18 protein-coding genes are annotated in these 15,380 nt (G+C 27.6%); 8 read left to right on the top strand and 10 right to left on the bottom strand.

Features of this window, described 5'->3' with window-relative positions; genetic code table 11:
• Positions 1 to 14: 14 nt before the first annotated feature.
• From recG to NBW53_RS01640, 5 genes are all read left to right on the top strand, one after another.
• The gene (gene recG / locus NBW53_RS01660) at positions 15 to 2,069 is read left to right on the top strand and encodes an ATP-dependent DNA helicase RecG (protein WP_250278393.1); all 2,055 of its coding nucleotides are present in this window, start codon (positions 15 to 17) and stop codon (positions 2,067 to 2,069) included.
• A 150-nt stretch (positions 2,070 to 2,219) separates the two neighbouring features.
• Positions 2,220 to 2,768: a 16S rRNA (guanine(966)-N(2))-methyltransferase RsmD gene (gene rsmD / locus NBW53_RS01655; protein WP_250278392.1), complete on the top strand. Its 549-nt coding sequence runs from the start codon at positions 2,220 to 2,222 to the stop codon at positions 2,766 to 2,768.
• A gap of 18 nt (positions 2,769 to 2,786) precedes the next feature.
• A complete protein-coding gene (gene coaD, locus NBW53_RS01650; RefSeq protein ID WP_250278391.1) occupies positions 2,787 to 3,272 on the top strand; it encodes a pantetheine-phosphate adenylyltransferase in 486 nt (161 codons plus the stop codon).
• A 1-nt stretch (position 3,273) separates the two neighbouring features.
• Positions 3,274 to 3,798, top strand: a complete 525-nt coding sequence (locus NBW53_RS01645; RefSeq protein WP_250278390.1) for a hypothetical protein — start codon at positions 3,274 to 3,276, stop codon at positions 3,796 to 3,798.
• Between the two features lie 26 nt (positions 3,799 to 3,824).
• Positions 3,825 to 4,706 carry a YitT family protein gene (locus NBW53_RS01640; protein ID WP_250278389.1) on the top strand — a complete coding sequence of 294 codons (882 nt, stop codon included), beginning with the start codon at positions 3,825 to 3,827 and terminating at the stop codon, positions 4,704 to 4,706.
• A 253-nt stretch (positions 4,707 to 4,959) separates the two neighbouring features.
• Here the strand turns inward: NBW53_RS01640 and NBW53_RS01635 are convergent, their stop codons facing one another.
• Genes NBW53_RS01635 through NBW53_RS01625 form a run of 3 tightly spaced genes read right to left on the bottom strand, consistent with a single transcriptional unit; the run spans position 4,960 to position 8,506 of the window.
• Positions 4,960 to 6,834 carry a PTS fructose transporter subunit IIABC gene (locus NBW53_RS01635; RefSeq protein ID WP_250278388.1) on the bottom strand — a complete coding sequence of 625 codons (1,875 nt, stop codon included), beginning with the start codon at positions 6,832 to 6,834 and terminating at the stop codon, positions 4,960 to 4,962.
• A 14-nt stretch (positions 6,835 to 6,848) separates the two neighbouring features.
• Positions 6,849 to 7,748 carry a 1-phosphofructokinase gene (gene pfkB, locus NBW53_RS01630; RefSeq protein WP_250278387.1) on the bottom strand — a complete coding sequence of 300 codons (900 nt, stop codon included), beginning with the start codon at positions 7,746 to 7,748 and terminating at the stop codon, positions 6,849 to 6,851.
• Between the two features lie 2 nt (positions 7,749 to 7,750).
• Positions 7,751 to 8,506 (bottom strand): DeoR/GlpR family DNA-binding transcription regulator, encoded by a 756-nt coding sequence (locus NBW53_RS01625; RefSeq protein ID WP_250278386.1) that lies wholly within the window; start codon positions 8,504 to 8,506, stop codon positions 7,751 to 7,753.
• A gap of 316 nt (positions 8,507 to 8,822) precedes the next feature.
• On the opposite strand from NBW53_RS01625, the gene rpmB reads away from it, so the two are divergent.
• The 3 genes from rpmB (at position 8,823) to NBW53_RS01610 (ending at position 11,338) form a co-directional block, all read left to right on the top strand.
• Positions 8,823 to 9,023, top strand: coding sequence for a 50S ribosomal protein L28 (gene rpmB / locus NBW53_RS01620; protein WP_250278385.1), 201 nt, complete (start codon positions 8,823 to 8,825; stop codon positions 9,021 to 9,023).
• Between the two features lie 79 nt (positions 9,024 to 9,102).
• A complete protein-coding gene (miaA, locus tag NBW53_RS01615) occupies positions 9,103 to 10,044 on the top strand; it encodes a tRNA (adenosine(37)-N6)-dimethylallyltransferase MiaA (protein WP_250278384.1) in 942 nt (313 codons plus the stop codon).
• Between the two features lies 1 nt (position 10,045).
• Positions 10,046 to 11,338, top strand: a complete 1,293-nt coding sequence (locus NBW53_RS01610; protein WP_250278383.1) for a methionine gamma-lyase family protein — start codon at positions 10,046 to 10,048, stop codon at positions 11,336 to 11,338.
• 503 nt (positions 11,339 to 11,841) lie between these two features.
• On the opposite strand, the gene NBW53_RS01605 is transcribed toward NBW53_RS01610, so the two are convergent.
• The 7 genes from NBW53_RS01605 to infA form a co-directional block, all read right to left on the bottom strand.
• Positions 11,842 to 12,378 carry a bL17 family ribosomal protein gene (locus tag NBW53_RS01605; RefSeq protein WP_250278382.1) on the bottom strand — a complete coding sequence of 179 codons (537 nt, stop codon included), beginning with the start codon at positions 12,376 to 12,378 and terminating at the stop codon, positions 11,842 to 11,844.
• 23 nt (positions 12,379 to 12,401) lie between these two features.
• Positions 12,402 to 13,361 (bottom strand): DNA-directed RNA polymerase subunit alpha, encoded by a 960-nt coding sequence (locus NBW53_RS01600; protein ID WP_250278381.1) that lies wholly within the window; start codon positions 13,359 to 13,361, stop codon positions 12,402 to 12,404.
• Between the two features lie 82 nt (positions 13,362 to 13,443).
• Positions 13,444 to 14,034, bottom strand: a complete 591-nt coding sequence (gene rpsD / locus NBW53_RS01595) for a 30S ribosomal protein S4 (RefSeq protein WP_250278380.1) — start codon at positions 14,032 to 14,034, stop codon at positions 13,444 to 13,446.
• A 32-nt stretch (positions 14,035 to 14,066) separates the two neighbouring features.
• Positions 14,067 to 14,468, bottom strand: a complete 402-nt coding sequence (gene rpsK / locus NBW53_RS01590; RefSeq protein WP_250278379.1) for a 30S ribosomal protein S11 — start codon at positions 14,466 to 14,468, stop codon at positions 14,067 to 14,069.
• A gap of 25 nt (positions 14,469 to 14,493) precedes the next feature.
• Positions 14,494 to 14,862 carry a 30S ribosomal protein S13 gene (gene rpsM, locus NBW53_RS01585; protein WP_250278378.1) on the bottom strand — a complete coding sequence of 123 codons (369 nt, stop codon included), beginning with the start codon at positions 14,860 to 14,862 and terminating at the stop codon, positions 14,494 to 14,496.
• Between the two features lie 155 nt (positions 14,863 to 15,017).
• Complete coding sequence (rpmJ, locus tag NBW53_RS01580) at positions 15,018 to 15,131, bottom strand: 50S ribosomal protein L36 (RefSeq protein WP_250278377.1); 114 nt, start codon at positions 15,129 to 15,131, stop codon at positions 15,018 to 15,020.
• 17 nt (positions 15,132 to 15,148) lie between these two features.
• A complete protein-coding gene (infA, locus tag NBW53_RS01575) occupies positions 15,149 to 15,367 on the bottom strand; it encodes a translation initiation factor IF-1 (protein WP_250278376.1) in 219 nt (72 codons plus the stop codon).
• Positions 15,368 to 15,380: the final 13 nt, after the last annotated feature.

The following is a 15,380-nucleotide window of genomic DNA, read 5'->3' as shown; positions in this document are numbered from 1 at the left end:
ATAAGGAGGTAAAAATGCTACTTTCTGATAGTATTATAAATATAAAAAATATAGGCCAAGAACGTGCTAAAAAGCTAGAAAAATTAAATATTTTTACTGTAAATGACCTTATAGAATATTTCCCACGAGATTATGATGATAGAAGTAATATATGTAAAATAAAAGATATAGAATTAAATAAAATAAATACAGTAAAAGGAAAAGTTGTATCTAAACCAGAAACAATGAAAATTAAGCATACTTCTATCACAAAAATACGTATATATGATGGTAGTGAATTTTTAGAAATAGTATGGTTTAATCAACCTTATTTAAAAAATACCATAAAATATAAATCTGATTATATTTTTACTGGCAAAGTAATAGAAAAATATGGTAGAAGACAAATGAAAGCTCCAGAGTATGAAATAATAGATAATAAAGAGCTTTTGTCAAATGGAAGAATAGTTCCTATATATGCTTCTACTTATAAATTTTCTCAAAAACTTTTTAGAGAGCTTATAAACCAGACTTTATGCCTTGTTAAAAACCAAATAGAAGAATTTTTACCAGAAGACATATTAAGAGAAAATAATCTGTGTGATAGAATATTTGCAATAGAAAATATACATTTTCCTAAAGATAATAAAAGTTTTTTTATGGCAAGAAAAAGACTAGTTTTTGAAGAATTATTTTTACTACAAACAAAACTTTTACAACTAAAAGGTATTGTAGAGCATAAAAAATGTAATGTAAGTATAAAAAATACAAATATTAATGCTATTTTAGATGTACTACCTTTTAAACTTACAGATTCTCAAGATAAAGTTTTAAAAGATATAATAGAAGATTTAAATAAAAATAAGGCTATGAATAGGCTAATACAAGGAGATGTAGGTTCAGGTAAAACAGTTATTGCCCAAATATTAGCCTATATAACTGTAAATAATGGTTATCAGGCAGCTATAATGGCTCCAACAGATGTTTTAGCAAGCCAACATTTTGAAAGCTTTAAAAATATATTTGATAAGCTAAATATAAAATGTGTATTCTTATCTGGTAGTCAAAAAGCTAAAGAAAAAAAAGAAAACTATGAACTAATACAATCTGGCGAAGCCAAAATAATAATAGGAACTCACGCTATTATACAAGACAAAGTAATATTTAATAATTTAGGAACAGTTATAACAGATGAGCAACATAGATTTGGTGTTAAACAGCGAGAATTTCTATCAAAAAAAGGAGAAACTCCTCATACATTGGTTATGACAGCAACGCCTATTCCTCGAACATTAGCTCTTATTTTATATGGTGATTTAGATATATCTATTATAGATAAACTGCCTCCTGGTAGACAAAAAATAGATACTATTTTTGTAAATTCCACATATTATCCTAGGATATATAATTTTATTAAAAAAAATGCCGATGAAAAAAGGCAATCTTATATTATATGCCCTATGATAGAAGAAAATGAGAAAATGGAGCTTAAAGCCGTTTTATCGTACACACAACAATTAAAAGAAGAGGTATTTTTAAATTATAATATAGAATGTATACACGGTAAAATGAAAAACAATGAAAAACAAGAAATAATGGAAAAATTTTATAAAGGTGAAATAGATGTCTTAGTATCTACAACTGTTATAGAGGTTGGTATAAATGTGCCTAATGCTACAATAATGATTATAGAAAACGCCGAAAGATTTGGTATATCACAGCTTCATCAGCTTAGAGGTCGTGTTGGACGAGGTAGTGATAAATCATATTGTGTATTAATAAGTGATACTAAAAATAAACAGTCTAAAGAAAGATTAGATACTTTAGTAAAATATAGTGATGGATTTGTACTAAGTGAAAAAGACTTACAACTTAGAGGTACAGGTGACTTTTTTGGTACAAGGCAACACGGTTTGCCAGATATGAAAATAGCTAATCTCTATAAAGATATAGAAATCTTAAAACAAGTGCAAAAAGCCTCTATAAATCTATATAAAAAAGACCCTATGCTTTTAAGCGATAAAAATAAGCTTTTAAAAGAAAAAATTGAGCAATTTTTTAATAATATTGAAAATAATATTTCATTGTAGAAAATTAACATAAATTTACATTTGCTATATTGTATTTTTTTGTCTATTTTTTATAAAAATTGTAATTATTTTTATATTTTTTCACTTTACTAATACATAGAAATTAGTTATAATTAAAAAAGAATAATTTATGTTGAAAGGAAAATATATATGAGAGTTATTTCTGGCTCTGCTAGAGGTTTAAAGCTTAAATCTCCACAAGGTTTAAATACTAGACCAACTACTGACAGAATAAAAGAGTCTTTATTTAATATAATTGCTCCTTATCTTTACGATTGTTCTTTTTTAGATTTATTTAGTGGTAGTGGTGCTATAGGTATAGAAGCACTATCTAGAGGGGCAAAAGATGCTAGCTTTGTAGATTCTGACAAAGATAGTATAAATTTAATAAAACAAAATATATCTTTAGCAAAGTTTGAAAAAAAATCTACAATTTACAATTTAACTGCTTTAGATGCAATAAATAAATTTTCTATTAATAATAAAAAATTTGATATAATTTTTTTAGACCCACCCTATGATAAAGGTCTTTTATTACCTGTTTTAAAAAAAATAGAAGATAATGAAATTTTAAAAAATGATGGTTTTATTATTTGTGAACAACATATAAACGAACCAGAAATTATTTTACAAAAACTATATACATATAGAATAAAAGAATATAAAACGACTAAAATGGTTTTTTTAGAGTATAAATGATAAAAGGAGGATAATTTTTTGAACGCTGTTTATCCCGGTAGCTTTGACCCACCTACAAATGGACATTTAGATATAATAACTAGAGCTAGTAAACTAACAGATACACTTATTGTAGCTGTTTTAAACAATCATTCAAAAAATCCAATGTTTTCTACACAAGAAAAAATTGAAATGTTAAAAGAATTAACTAAAAATATACCTAATGTAAGGGTAGAAAGTTTTTCTGGCCTATTGGTAGATTTTTGCAAAAAAATGGATTGTAAAATAGTAATAAGAGGTTTACGAGCATTAACAGATTTTGAATACGAATTTCAAATAGCACTTACTAATAAAACAATGAATAAAGAAATAGAAACTTTGTTTATGCCAACAGATACTCAAAATTTATGGTTAAGTTCTAGTGTAGTTAAAGAAATAGCTATATTTGGTGGTCAATATGATGATATGGTACCAAAAATTGTAAAAGATAAATTAGAAGAAAAAGTCAATAAAGGAGAGTATTAATATGCAAGAATATGCAAAAGTAGATGACTTAATAGATGAATTATTTACATTAATAAACGAAAGTAAAAGTGGTAGTCTTTTTGGTGGAAAAGGTATAGATAAAGATGAAGCTTTTAATATATTAGAAGATATTAGATATAATCTTCCAAGAGAGCTAAAAGAAGCTAAAAAAATAATAGATAATGCTGATAAAATTTTACAAGATGCAAATTTAGAGGCAAATAAAATTATAAAAATGGCAGAAGAAGAAGCTCAAAATATGGTTAGTGAACATAACATAACAAAGCTTGCCAAAATAATGGAAGAAAATAAAAGAAAAGAAATGAAAGAATATGTTACTGAAATGAGAGATGGTGCTATAAGCTATGCCGATAGTTGCCTTTTAGATGTAGAAAAAATTTTACAAGAATCATTAAAAGAAATAAATTATATTAGCAAAAATATAGAAGAAAGATTATCTCAAGAGCTAGAAAGAATTTATCAAAATAGACAAGAAATAAAAATGGAAGATTTATATAATAATTAAAATAGGAGCATAAAAGTATAATAAAAATGGAAAAATATCTTAAAAATAATAAAAAAATAGCACATATAATTACATTAACATTAGTAATAATATCTGCAATATTGCAAACTTTTGTAATACAATCATTTATACAACCTTCTGGATTATTATCAAGTGGTTTTACTGGTATTGCTTTGTTAATAAATAAAATATCTACATCTTTTTTTGGTCACTCTATCTCTGTATCATTTTTGTTAGTAGCTTTAAATATACCTGTTGCTCTTTTATGCTACAGAGCTATTAGTAAACGTTTTGTTTTTTATTCTTTGCTACAAGTATTTATTAGTAGTATGTTATTAAAAGTAGTAAATTTTAAACCATTTTTTGAAAAAAATGACCCTATATTAAATGTTATATTTGGTGGTTTTTTATTTGGTATATCTATTGTACTAGCTTTAAAAGGACGTGCCTCTACTGGTGGTACAGACTTTATTGCATTATATGTATCTAATAAAAAAGGACAATCTATATGGAACTATGTTTTTATGTTTAACGTAGTATTATTATGTATATTTGGTATTTTATTTGGCTGGTCCAAGGCTGGATATTCTATATTATTTCAATATGTAACAACTAGAACTATATCAACATTCCATCAAAGATATGTACGTGTTACATTACAAATGACTACTTGTAAACCAAAAGAAGTAATAGAAGCATATATTAAAAACTTTAGACACGGTCTGTCTTGTGTAGATGCTATTGGTGGCTATAGCAAAAAAAATGTTACAGTAATACACACTGTTGTATCTGCTTATGAAGTACCAGAAATAGTAGAAACTATGCAAATGGTAGACCCATATATAATAATTAACAGCTTTAAAACAGAACAATTTTATGGAAGGTTTTATCAAGCTCCTATCGATTAGATAAATATATTGTTCTATACAATAAAATAAAAAGTATAAAAGTCTTTAAAAGAAAGATTTTTATACTTTTTATTTTTGATTTTATACTCTGTATAAAAATTTTAATAACAAAATATGGCTTTGGCTTAAATTATATAAAAAGCTAGATTTATATAACTTTGTCCTTATGCAAAAATCAACTTTTTTAAAAGGGTGTAGACAAATTCTACACCCTAAAGTCATAAAAAAATATATAAGTTATTTTATTCTATTTTTATTCATTTACATTTTTCTTAAAAATACCTAATAATATAGCTCCAACAATAGAACCAACTATTAAAGCAACTAGATACATAAGAGGGTTGCCAACCACTGGAAAAACAAATATACCACCATGTGGAGCTCTTAAAGAACAATCAAATAACATAGATAATGCTCCAGCAACACCAGAACCTATAGCACAAGCTGGTATAACTCTTAATGGGTCTGATGCTGCAAAAGGAATTGCTCCTTCTGTGATAAAAGATAACCCCATAACAAAGTTAGTAATGCCAGATTCTCTTTCTTTTTTTGTAAATTTATTTTTAAATATAAAAGTAGCTATTGCTATTGCTAAAGGAGGTACCATACCACCAATCATAACTGGAGCCATAATATGATAGTTTCCTTCTGCAATTTGAGCTGTTCCAAAAACATAAGCAGCTTTATTTATAGGCCCACCAAAATCAATTGCCATCATAAGCCCAAGAACTGCTCCAAGTAATACTTTACTACTATTTCCCATATTGCTAAGTAAATTGCTAAGAGAAATGTTAAACCAAGAAACTGGAGGATTAACAATAAATGTTATAATAGCACCCATTAAAAGTATACCTAATACTGGATATAACAAAATAGATTTTATACCATCTAAAGCTTGAGGTAATATATTTAAAGCCTTTTTTAAGAATATTATTAAATATCCTGCAATAAATCCTGATAATAAAGCACCTAAAAATCCTGAACCACCTATGCTAGCTAAATATCCTCCAACAAACCCTACTACAAGAGCTGGTCTATCTCCAATACTCATTGCAATATATCCAGAAAGAACAGGTAACATAAAGGCAAATGCGGCATCACCAGTCTTTTTAAGAAAAGCTGCAAAAGGAGTATTAGAACCAAAATTACTTGGGTCTATTTCAAAATTATCAAATAAAAATGCTAAAGCAATTAATATACCTCCACCAATAACAAATAGCAACATATGAGAAACACCATTCATTAAATCTTTGTATATTTTTCTACCAACTGTTTCTTTTTCTATTTCTTCGCTATTATTTACAACATTTGATGCGTTAAATATAGGTGCATCTCCTGCCATTGCTTTGTCAAGTAATTTTTCAGGATTTTTAATACCTTCAGAAACTCTAACTTGTATTACTTTTTTACCATTAAATCTGTTCATTTCAACTTTTTTATCGGCTGCAACAATAATACATTTTGCATTTTTTATTTCTTCTTCAGTTAAAATATTTTTAGCTCCAGAAGACCCATTTGTTTCTACTTTAACTTTAATTCCCTTTTCTTTAGCCTTATTTTCAAGAGCTTCTGCCGCCATAAAAGTATGTGCTATTCCTGTTGGACAAGCAGTAACACAAAGAACTTCATAATCTCCTAAACTTTGATTATTTTCTTCTTTTTCTTCAAATTTTTCTTGTTCAAATTTATTTATAATATCTAAAATCTCTTGTGGAGATTTAGCAGATAAAATACTATCTTTAAAATTTGGTGTCATAATAAGTGTTGAAAGTTTGCTTAAAACTTGTAAATGTGTATCTCCACCACTAGCTGGAGCCCCTATCATAAATAACAGTTTTGTTTTTTGCCCATCTAAAGCTTCATAATCAACTCCGTCTTTAACAACCATTACAGCAACACCCGCATTTGAAATAGCTTCTGTTTTAGCATGTGGAATAGCTATTTCATCTCCTATACCTGTTGTTGAGCTTTCTTCTCTTTGTAAAATAGCTTGTTTATAGGCTTCTTTGTCTTTAACATTTCCACCTTTAGCCATTAAATTTACGAGCATATCTATAGCATCTATTTTGCTATTTACAGAAGCATTAAGGTCTATAGATTTAATGTTTATTAAACTTGTAATTTTCATAAAAAGTACCTCCTTTATAATTTATTAAATATACTATTTATTGTTTCACTTTCTGCAAGCCATTTAGAAAAGGCCGTTGCACTTCCTGTAGCCACAGAATATTTAAAGGCTTTTTCATAGTCATTATATTTTATAAACCCATATATAAAGCCAGCAACCATAGAATCTCCTGCCCCAACTGAATTTATCAATACTCCCTCAGGTGCATTTAATCTATAAACTTTGTCATTTTCATCTAATAAAAATGCTCCATCTTTGCCTAAAGATACAATAACATTTTTTGCACCATATTCTTTTAGCTTTTTAGAATATGTTAATAAATCATTATCATCTTTTATTTCTACATTAAATATTTCACTAAGTTCATCTTTATTAGGCTTAACTAAAAATGGCTTATATTTTAACGAATTTAGAAGTAAATTTTTAGTTGCATCTACAACTATTTTTATATCTTTATTTTTTAATCTTTCTTGAATTTTTTCATATATATCTGAAGGTAAAGTATTAGGTATAGAACCTGCTAAAACAAGTATACTCCCCTCTTTAATATTATCTAATTTTAAAAATAATTCATCTATCTTATCTTGTGAAATATTAGGTCCTTGAGCATTTATTTCTGTTTCTTCGTTAGATTTAATTTTTATATTTATTCTACTATTTTGTTCTACTTCTATAAAATCACAGTTACAACCCATTTCTTCTAAAGTTTTTGATATTTCTTTTCCTACAAATCCACCACAAAACCCTAAACATTTGCTATCAATTCCTAAATTTTTTAGTACAATAGAAACATTTATACCTTTCCCGCCAATATACATTTCTTCTTTTAAACTTCTATTTGTTTTTCCAAACTCTATATTTTCTATGTTTAATACATAATCAATAGCAGGGTTAAAAGTTACAGTATAAATCATTTTCACACCTCCAAAATTTTAGTTTTATCTTTAAAACTTTTTAAAAAACTAACATCATCAAATTTATTTGTTATAATACAAGCATCTTCTATATTTGCAAATGTAATAGAAGAAACTAAATTAAATTTAGAACTATCACAAAGAACAAAGACCTTATTAGATTTGTTAATTGCTATTTTCTTTATATCGGCTTCTTCTATATCTGGTGTTGTATATGAATTTTTTAAAGAAATTCCATTTGTTCCAAAAAAACCAATAGTAAAATTAAAATTTTTTATACATTCCTTTGCAAATGACCCAACTATAGCTTGGGTGTTAGGCTTTATTTTTCCACCTAATATAAATACATTAAAATTTTTTTCAATCATATTTTGTGCTATAGGAATACTGTTTGTAACATATGTTGCAGATTTTTCTGTTATAAAATTAGTCATTTCATATGTTGTTGTTCCAGAGTCTATATATACAAAATCATTAGGCTTTATTAAAGTAGATGCTTTTTTTGCTATTTCTTTTTTCTCATCTTGATTAATAAATTTTTTATGGTTTAGGCTTTCTTCTTGTGTAACATAAATACTTTTATTAGATATAGCACCACCATGAACTTTTATAAGTTTTTTTTCTTTATCAAGAGTATTTAAATCTCTCCTAACTGTAGATTCTGAAATGTTTAATAAATCTACAATTTCATTAATTGTAATAGACCCTTTACTATTTAATAAATTTAAAATTTTCAAATATCTTTCATTAGCAATCATAACTACACCTCTTTATCTATATAATAGCATAAATTTAATTCAAATTCAATCAAAATACTTCAAAATAAATCAATTTCTTCAATTTAACTGAAATTTAAGGTTAAATTTATATATTTTAAACAAATAAATAATTAAATATATATACAAGCTATATTATAAAAATAAAGTATTATTTAAATATTTAACTTTTAATATATTAAATATTTTGTATAATAATAAAAAATAGTAAAAAAATTTAATATAAAGGTTGATTTTAAGTAAAAAATCTGTTATAATTTGAAATGATGATTTTTAACCTATTAAGGAGGTGTAGTCAATGGCTAAATGTGAAATTTGTGAAAAATCAGTTCGTACTGGACATAGAATTAGCATTAACCGTAGCCAAGTTTCTCGTCGTGCTAATAGAACTTGGAAACCTAATGTTAAAAAAATTAAAATAATTGAAAATGGGACTGTAAAATCTATCAATATTTGTACAAGATGTTTACGTTCTAATAAAGTTACTCGTGCGATATAATATTTAGGCTTTTTGTCAATTGTTTTTACTCTTGACAAAAAGCCTTTTCACTTACTTATATAATATAAAGAGGTATAATATGAAAAAATCACTTATAGTTATTGCCGGACCTACGGCTTGTGGCAAGACAGAATCATCTGTTTTATTAGCTAAAAAAATAAACGGTGAAATAATATCGGCAGATAGTATGCAAGTATATAAATATATGGATATAGGTACGGCCAAAATAAATTCAGATGAAACACAAGGTATAAAACATTATCTTATAAACGAGTTTTATCCAGATGAAGATTTTTCTATTGCTATATTTAAAGAAAAAGCAACTAAGTATATACAAGAAATACAAAGTAAAGGTAAAATACCTATTTTAGTAGGTGGTACTGGATTTTATATAAATTCTGTTATATATAATAATAATTTTACAGAAACTAAAAAAGATGATAAATATAGAAAAGAGTTAGAAGAAATAGCAATAAATAATGGAAATGATTTTCTGCATAATATGTTAAAAAATATAGATGAAAAATCTGCAAATGCTATACATAAAAATAATGTAAAAAAGGTTATTAGAGCATTAGAATATTATAAACTAACTGGAGAAAAAATTTCCACACATAATGAAAATGAAAAAGCAAGAGAGCAAGTATATGATACAACATTTTTTGTTTTAAATATGGATAGAGAAAAACTATATAATAGGATAAATTTAAGAGTAGATATGATGATACAAAATGGTCTTGTAGAAGAAGTTAAATCTTTATTAAATAAAGGCTACTCAAAAAATCTTGTATCTATGCAAGGTCTAGGCTATAAAGAAATTATAAAATATTTAGAAGGAGAATATAGCTTAGATTATGCAATAGAAATAATAAAAAGAGATACAAGACATTTTGCTAAAAGACAAATAACTTGGTTTAAACATCAAACAGAAAATGCTATTTGGATAGATACTAATAATTTTGATAATGCACAAGATTTATCAAATTATATGAAAGATATATTTATAAACAAAGGAGAATAAAATGGATATAGCATATAACTATATAAAAGAAAATTTTAATGTAAATGAAAAAGTTTTAAATTTTTGTAAAAATGCAGAAGATAGTATTAAAGATATATTTGATACAATAGATAAAAATGCAGAAATAAATCAATATAAAGTTTTAAGAGCTATGCAAAAAAATAAACTTAGTGATAGTCATTTTGGTGTAACAACAGGATATGGATATGATGATTTAGGTAGAGATACTTTAGAAGAAATATATAAAGATGTTTTTAATGCTGAAAGTTCTTTAGTAAGACCTCAAATAATATCTGGTACTCACGCTTTAACAATTGCTTTATTTGGGAATTTAAAATATGGAGATGAACTATTCTCTCCAGTAGGTAAACCTTACGACACTTTAGAAGGTGTAATAGGCCACGCTAGAGAAACAAAAGGCTCTTTAAAAGAACACGGAGTATTATATAAAGAGTTAGATTTATTAGAAGATGGTAAAGTAGATTTTGATAATATAGCAAAAAATATAACAAATAAAACAAAAATGGTTACTATACAACGTTCTAAAGGATATAGTTATCGCCCTAGCCTAACGTTAGATGAAATTAAAAAAATAATAAAAATAGTAAAAGAAGTAAGAAAAGATATTATATGTATGGTAGATAATTGTTATGGTGAATTTGTAGACATTATAGAGCCAACAGAAGTAGGAGCCGATTTAGTGGTAGGTTCTTTAATAAAAAATCCAGGTGGTGGGCTTGCTCCTGTAGGAGGATATATAGTAGGTAAAAAAGATTATGTAGATAATTGTGCATATAGGCTAACTGCTCCAGGGCTTGGCAAAGAAGTTGGTCCATCATTAGGTATTAGTGGAGCTTTAATACAAGGGTTATTTTTAGCTCCAACAGTTGTTGCATCTAGCCTAAAAGGTGCTGTATTTTGTTCTAAAATATTTGATGATTTAGGATATGATGTTATGCCTAAACCTTTTGAAAAACGTAGTGATATAGTTCAGGCTATTAAAATGAATGACGCCAATAAAGTTATAGCATTTTGTCAAGGTATACAAAAAGGTGCTCCTGTTGATAGCTTTGTTGTGCCTGAGCCTTGGGATATGCCAGGATATGACTGTCCTGTTATAATGGCTGCTGGTGCTTTTGTTCAAGGTTCTTCCATAGAGCTTAGTGCAGATGCTCCTATAAAACCTCCTTATACGGTTTATATGCAAGGTGGTCTTACGTGGTTTCATAGTAAAATTGGTATAATACTTGCAATAGATGAAATGTATAAAAAAGGTATAAATTTAGGTTTATAAATTTATTTAACAAATATCTTCTTTAATATTAAAACTTTCTAAAATATTTAACTTACACAAATATATACTTAATAAGTTATTTTTATTGTTTATTAAATTTTAAGTAATGCAAATATTAGAATAATTTTATTAATAAAAAATTACTCAAAAAAAGATTAAGTTCTAAAAAATGAATGTTAACTACTATCTAATAAAAAATATGGTTGTTTACTGTTTTTAGTGCTATAAAAAATAGAAAATTACTACTAAAAAATTATAAATTGTATATATGTTTTTATAATAAATATATAAATAAAATACTTAGATACTTATAAATTAAATTATCGTTTAGTTATATTTATAAATTTAAAAAAATTATTACTAATTTTGACAATAAACATTTATACTATAAAAATCATAGAAAAATAATTAATTTTAAGTCTTGGCGTACACTAATAACTTGCTATTAACAAATAATAAAAATAAAACTCTATTGAAATAATTTCAATAGAGTTTTATTTTTATTAGATAAGTTCTATAATAACTTCTTCTGCACCATCACCACGTCTAGTTCCAAGTTTAACTATACGAGTATAACCACCTGGTCTACCAACATATTTTGGAGCAATTTCTTCAAACATTTTTTTAGGCATATCAACAACTTTAGTGTTGTTTCTTTTCTTTCTACCATCTGCCGGTACTTCTGTTACAGGATAAAGTACACTAAGCATTTTTCTTCTAGCATTTAATCTTGAAGGAAGGTCTTTTTTGATAGTTTTATCAACTTCATCAAAAACAGTAACTTTTTTACCGTTTACAACTTCCTTAATTCTTCTACCTTCAGAATCTTTTTTAGCTATTTTAGCTTTAACAGTAACTTCTTCAAAGTTATCTTTTTCTTTAATAGCAAGAGTTATTAACTTTTCAGCTATTCTTCTAATTTCTTTAGCTTTGGCTTCAGTAGTTTTAATTTTGCCGTGATATAAAAGGTTAGTTACTTGATTACGAAGTAACGCCTTACGTTGGCTTGATGTACGCCCAAGTTTTCTGTATCCAGCCATTACTAATCCTCCTTAATAATAAATTATTCATCACTAGGACTTAAAGCAAGTCCAAGCTCTGCCATTTTTCCAAGAACTTCTTCTAAAGACTTACGTCCTAGATTACGCACTTTCATCATATCATCTTCAGTTTTATTTGCAAGGTCTTCAACTGTGTTAATACCTGCACGTTTAAGACAGTTATAAGAACGAACAGAAAGGTCAAGCTCTTCTATACTAAGCTCAAGAACCTTTTCTTTCTTGCCTTCTTCTTTTTCGACCATAATCTCAGTGTTTTTAGCATTATCAGATAAATCAATAAATAAAGCTAAATGTTCATTAAGTACTTTAGCAGCTAAACTTACAGCATCATCTGGGCTAATAGTACCATTAGTCCAAACTTCAAAAGTAAGTTTATCATAGTCTGTTATTTGTCCTACACGAGTATCTTCTACAAGGAAATTAACTCTTTGTACTGGTGTGTATAAAGAATCCACAGGTATTATTCTAACAGATTGGTCTGGTTTTTTATTTTTAGCAGCTTCTACATATCCTCTACCTCTTGTGATAGTCATTTCCATAAAAAGTTTACTTTCACTACCACCACTTAAAGTAGCAATGTGTAAATCTGGATTTACAATTTCAATGTCAGAATCTACCTTAATGTCTGAAGCTTTAACTTCACCTTCACCAGTAAAATCTATATAAGCCATCTTAGGTTCATCACTTGTGCTATTACATTTAATAGCTAAGTTTTTAAGATTTAATATAATTTCTGTAACATCTTCTTTAACACCAGGGATAACACTAAATTCGTGAGGAACACCTTCAATTTTAATATTGCTAATAGCAGCACCTGGTAAAGTAGATAAAAGTATTCTTCTTAAAGAGTTACCAAGTGTAGTTCCATATCCTCTTTCCAAAGGTTGAACAATAAATTTGCCATATCTTTTATCTTCTGATATTTCAGCAATTTCAATGCGAGGTTTTTCAAATCCTAACACTAATTTTAACCTCCCTTATAAATATCTTAAACTATTAATATTTTTTAGGAAAGAAAAAACTCTCCTAAAAAATATTAAATAATTATTTAGAATATAACTCAACGATAAGTGTTTCGTTAACAGGTAAATCAAGTTGTTCTCTAGAAGGCATAGTAACAACATTACCTTTAAGATTTTCTACATCTGCGCTTAACCAAGCAGGTACAACTCTTGAACCTGTAACCTCAAGTACATCTTTAAATCTTTGTAAATCTTTTTTGTTTTCTTTAACTTCGATAACATCACCAACTTTAACTTGATAAGAAGGGATATTAACTTTTTTACCATTTACACGAATTAAATTATGACGAACAATTTGTCTAGCTTCTTTTCTAGTACGACCAAGACCTAATCTATAAACAACGTTATCAAGTCTAAGTTCAAGAAGCATAAGAAGGTTTTCACCAGTAATACCGTGCATATTATCTGCTACTTTATAGTAGTTTCTAAATTGTTTTTCTAAAACACCGTATATAAATTTAACTTTTTGTTTTTCTTTTAATTGAACACCATATTCACTTAATTTTCTCATTGTTCTTTTACGTTTACTAGGTTTTTTAGTAACACCAAGAACAATAGGGTCGATACCAAGGTATCTGCATCTTTTAAGAACAGGACCCATATCTCTAGCCATTCTAAATAGCACCTCCTAATATATAGTAATGATTAAACTCTTCTTCTTTTTGGTGGTCTACAACCATTGTGTGGTACAGGAGTAACGTCTTTAATCATAGTTACATCAAGACCAGCTGCTTGTAAAGCACGAATAGCAGCTTCTCTACCACTACCAGGACCTTTTACAAAAACTTCAACTGTTTTTAAGCCATAATCTTTAGCAGCAAGAGCAGCTTTGTCTGCAGCCATTTGTGCAGCATAAGGAGTAGATTTTCTAGAGCCTCTAAACCCTAATTCACCAGCACTTGCCCAAGAAAGAGCATTACCAGAAGCATCTGTAATAGTTACAATTGTATTATTAAAAGTTGATTGAATATGTGCTTGACCACGCTCAACAACTTTTCTGTCGCGACGTCTACGGCCTGTAGATTTTTTTACTGTCTTTTTAGCCATTTAACTCTAAACCTCCTTCAAAAGATTATTTTTTCTTATTAGCAACAGTTCTTCTAGGACCTTTTCTAGTTCTAGCATTAGTTTTAGTTTTTTGTCCTCTAACAGGAAGACCTTTTCTATGACGGATACCTCTGTAGCATCCAATCTCAACAAGGCGTTTAATGTTAAGAGCTATTTCTCTTCTTAAATCACCTTCAACAGTTTGAGTAGCATCAATTACTTCACGAATTTTAGCTACTTCATCGTCAGATAAATCTCTTACTCTAGTGTTTGGGTCAATACCAGCTTCAGCTAATATTCTGTTAGAGCTAGCTCTACCGATACCATATACATAAGTAAGGCCGATTTCTATACGTTTTTCTCTTGGTAAGTCAACACCCGCAATACGAGCCATTAATTCTTGCACCTCCTGAAAATTAGGTTATAATAACCTCTACAATTTTTATTTATTTTCTCTATCAATATTTATAATATATACTTTAGATATACTAAAGTACTAATACACAGTTTGACTGATTTTTAAAGGTTCTCGTACCTTCAAACACCATATTAACCTTGTTTTTGTTTGTGTTTAGGGTTTTCGCAGATAACTCTGATAGCCCCTTTTCTTTTAATTATTCTGCATTTTTCACACATAGGTTTAACAGATGGTCTAACTTTCATTTTTTAAACTCCTTTCATCATTTATCTCTCCAAGTAATTCTACCTTTAGTCAAATCATAAGGAGACATTTCTATCATAACTTTATCTCCTGGTATAATTCTAATAAAGTTCATACGTAGCTTACCTGATATATGAGCTAGGATTTGATGTCCGTTTTCAAGCTCCACTTTAAAAGTAGCGTTAGGAAGCTTTTCAAGGACAGTACCTTCCACTTCGATAACATCGTTTTTAGACAAGGTATAAAACCTC

Source organism: [Clostridium] colinum (assembly GCF_940677205.1).
In the GTDB taxonomy this organism is placed as follows: Bacteria; Bacillota; Clostridia; order Lachnospirales; family CAG-274; genus Tyzzerella; species Tyzzerella colina.
Note: the sequence above shows the minus strand (reverse complement) of the source record. Positions and strands in the feature narration are given on the sequence as shown.

Excerpts from the sequence above, each read along its gene's own strand:
- recG (WP_250278393.1), top strand. The coding sequence starts at position 15 with ATGCTACTTTCTGATAGTATTATAAATATAAAAAATATAGGCCAAGAA.
- rsmD (WP_250278392.1), top strand. The coding sequence starts at position 2,220 with ATGAGAGTTATTTCTGGCTCTGCTAGAGGTTTAAAGCTTAAATCTCCA.
- NBW53_RS01645 (WP_250278390.1), top strand. The coding sequence starts at position 3,274 with ATGCAAGAATATGCAAAAGTAGATGACTTAATAGATGAATTATTTACA.
- NBW53_RS01640 (WP_250278389.1), top strand. The coding sequence starts at position 3,825 with ATGGAAAAATATCTTAAAAATAATAAAAAAATAGCACATATAATTACA.
- NBW53_RS01635 (WP_250278388.1), bottom strand. The coding sequence starts at position 6,834 with ATGAAAATTACAAGTTTAATAAACATTAAATCTATAGACCTTAATGCT.
- pfkB (WP_250278387.1), bottom strand. The coding sequence starts at position 7,748 with ATGATTTATACTGTAACTTTTAACCCTGCTATTGATTATGTATTAAAC.
- NBW53_RS01625 (WP_250278386.1), bottom strand. The coding sequence starts at position 8,506 with ATGATTGCTAATGAAAGATATTTGAAAATTTTAAATTTATTAAATAGT.
- rpmB (WP_250278385.1), top strand. The coding sequence starts at position 8,823 with ATGGCTAAATGTGAAATTTGTGAAAAATCAGTTCGTACTGGACATAGA.
- miaA (WP_250278384.1), top strand. The coding sequence starts at position 9,103 with ATGAAAAAATCACTTATAGTTATTGCCGGACCTACGGCTTGTGGCAAG.
- NBW53_RS01610 (WP_250278383.1), top strand. The coding sequence starts at position 10,046 with ATGGATATAGCATATAACTATATAAAAGAAAATTTTAATGTAAATGAA.
- NBW53_RS01605 (WP_250278382.1), bottom strand. The coding sequence starts at position 12,378 with ATGGCTGGATACAGAAAACTTGGGCGTACATCAAGCCAACGTAAGGCG.
- rpsD (WP_250278380.1), bottom strand. The coding sequence starts at position 14,034 with ATGGCTAGAGATATGGGTCCTGTTCTTAAAAGATGCAGATACCTTGGT.
- rpsK (WP_250278379.1), bottom strand. The coding sequence starts at position 14,468 with ATGGCTAAAAAGACAGTAAAAAAATCTACAGGCCGTAGACGTCGCGAC.
- rpsM (WP_250278378.1), bottom strand. The coding sequence starts at position 14,862 with ATGGCTCGTATTGCGGGTGTTGACTTACCAAGAGAAAAACGTATAGAA.
- rpmJ (WP_250278377.1), bottom strand. The coding sequence starts at position 15,131 with ATGAAAGTTAGACCATCTGTTAAACCTATGTGTGAAAAATGCAGAATA.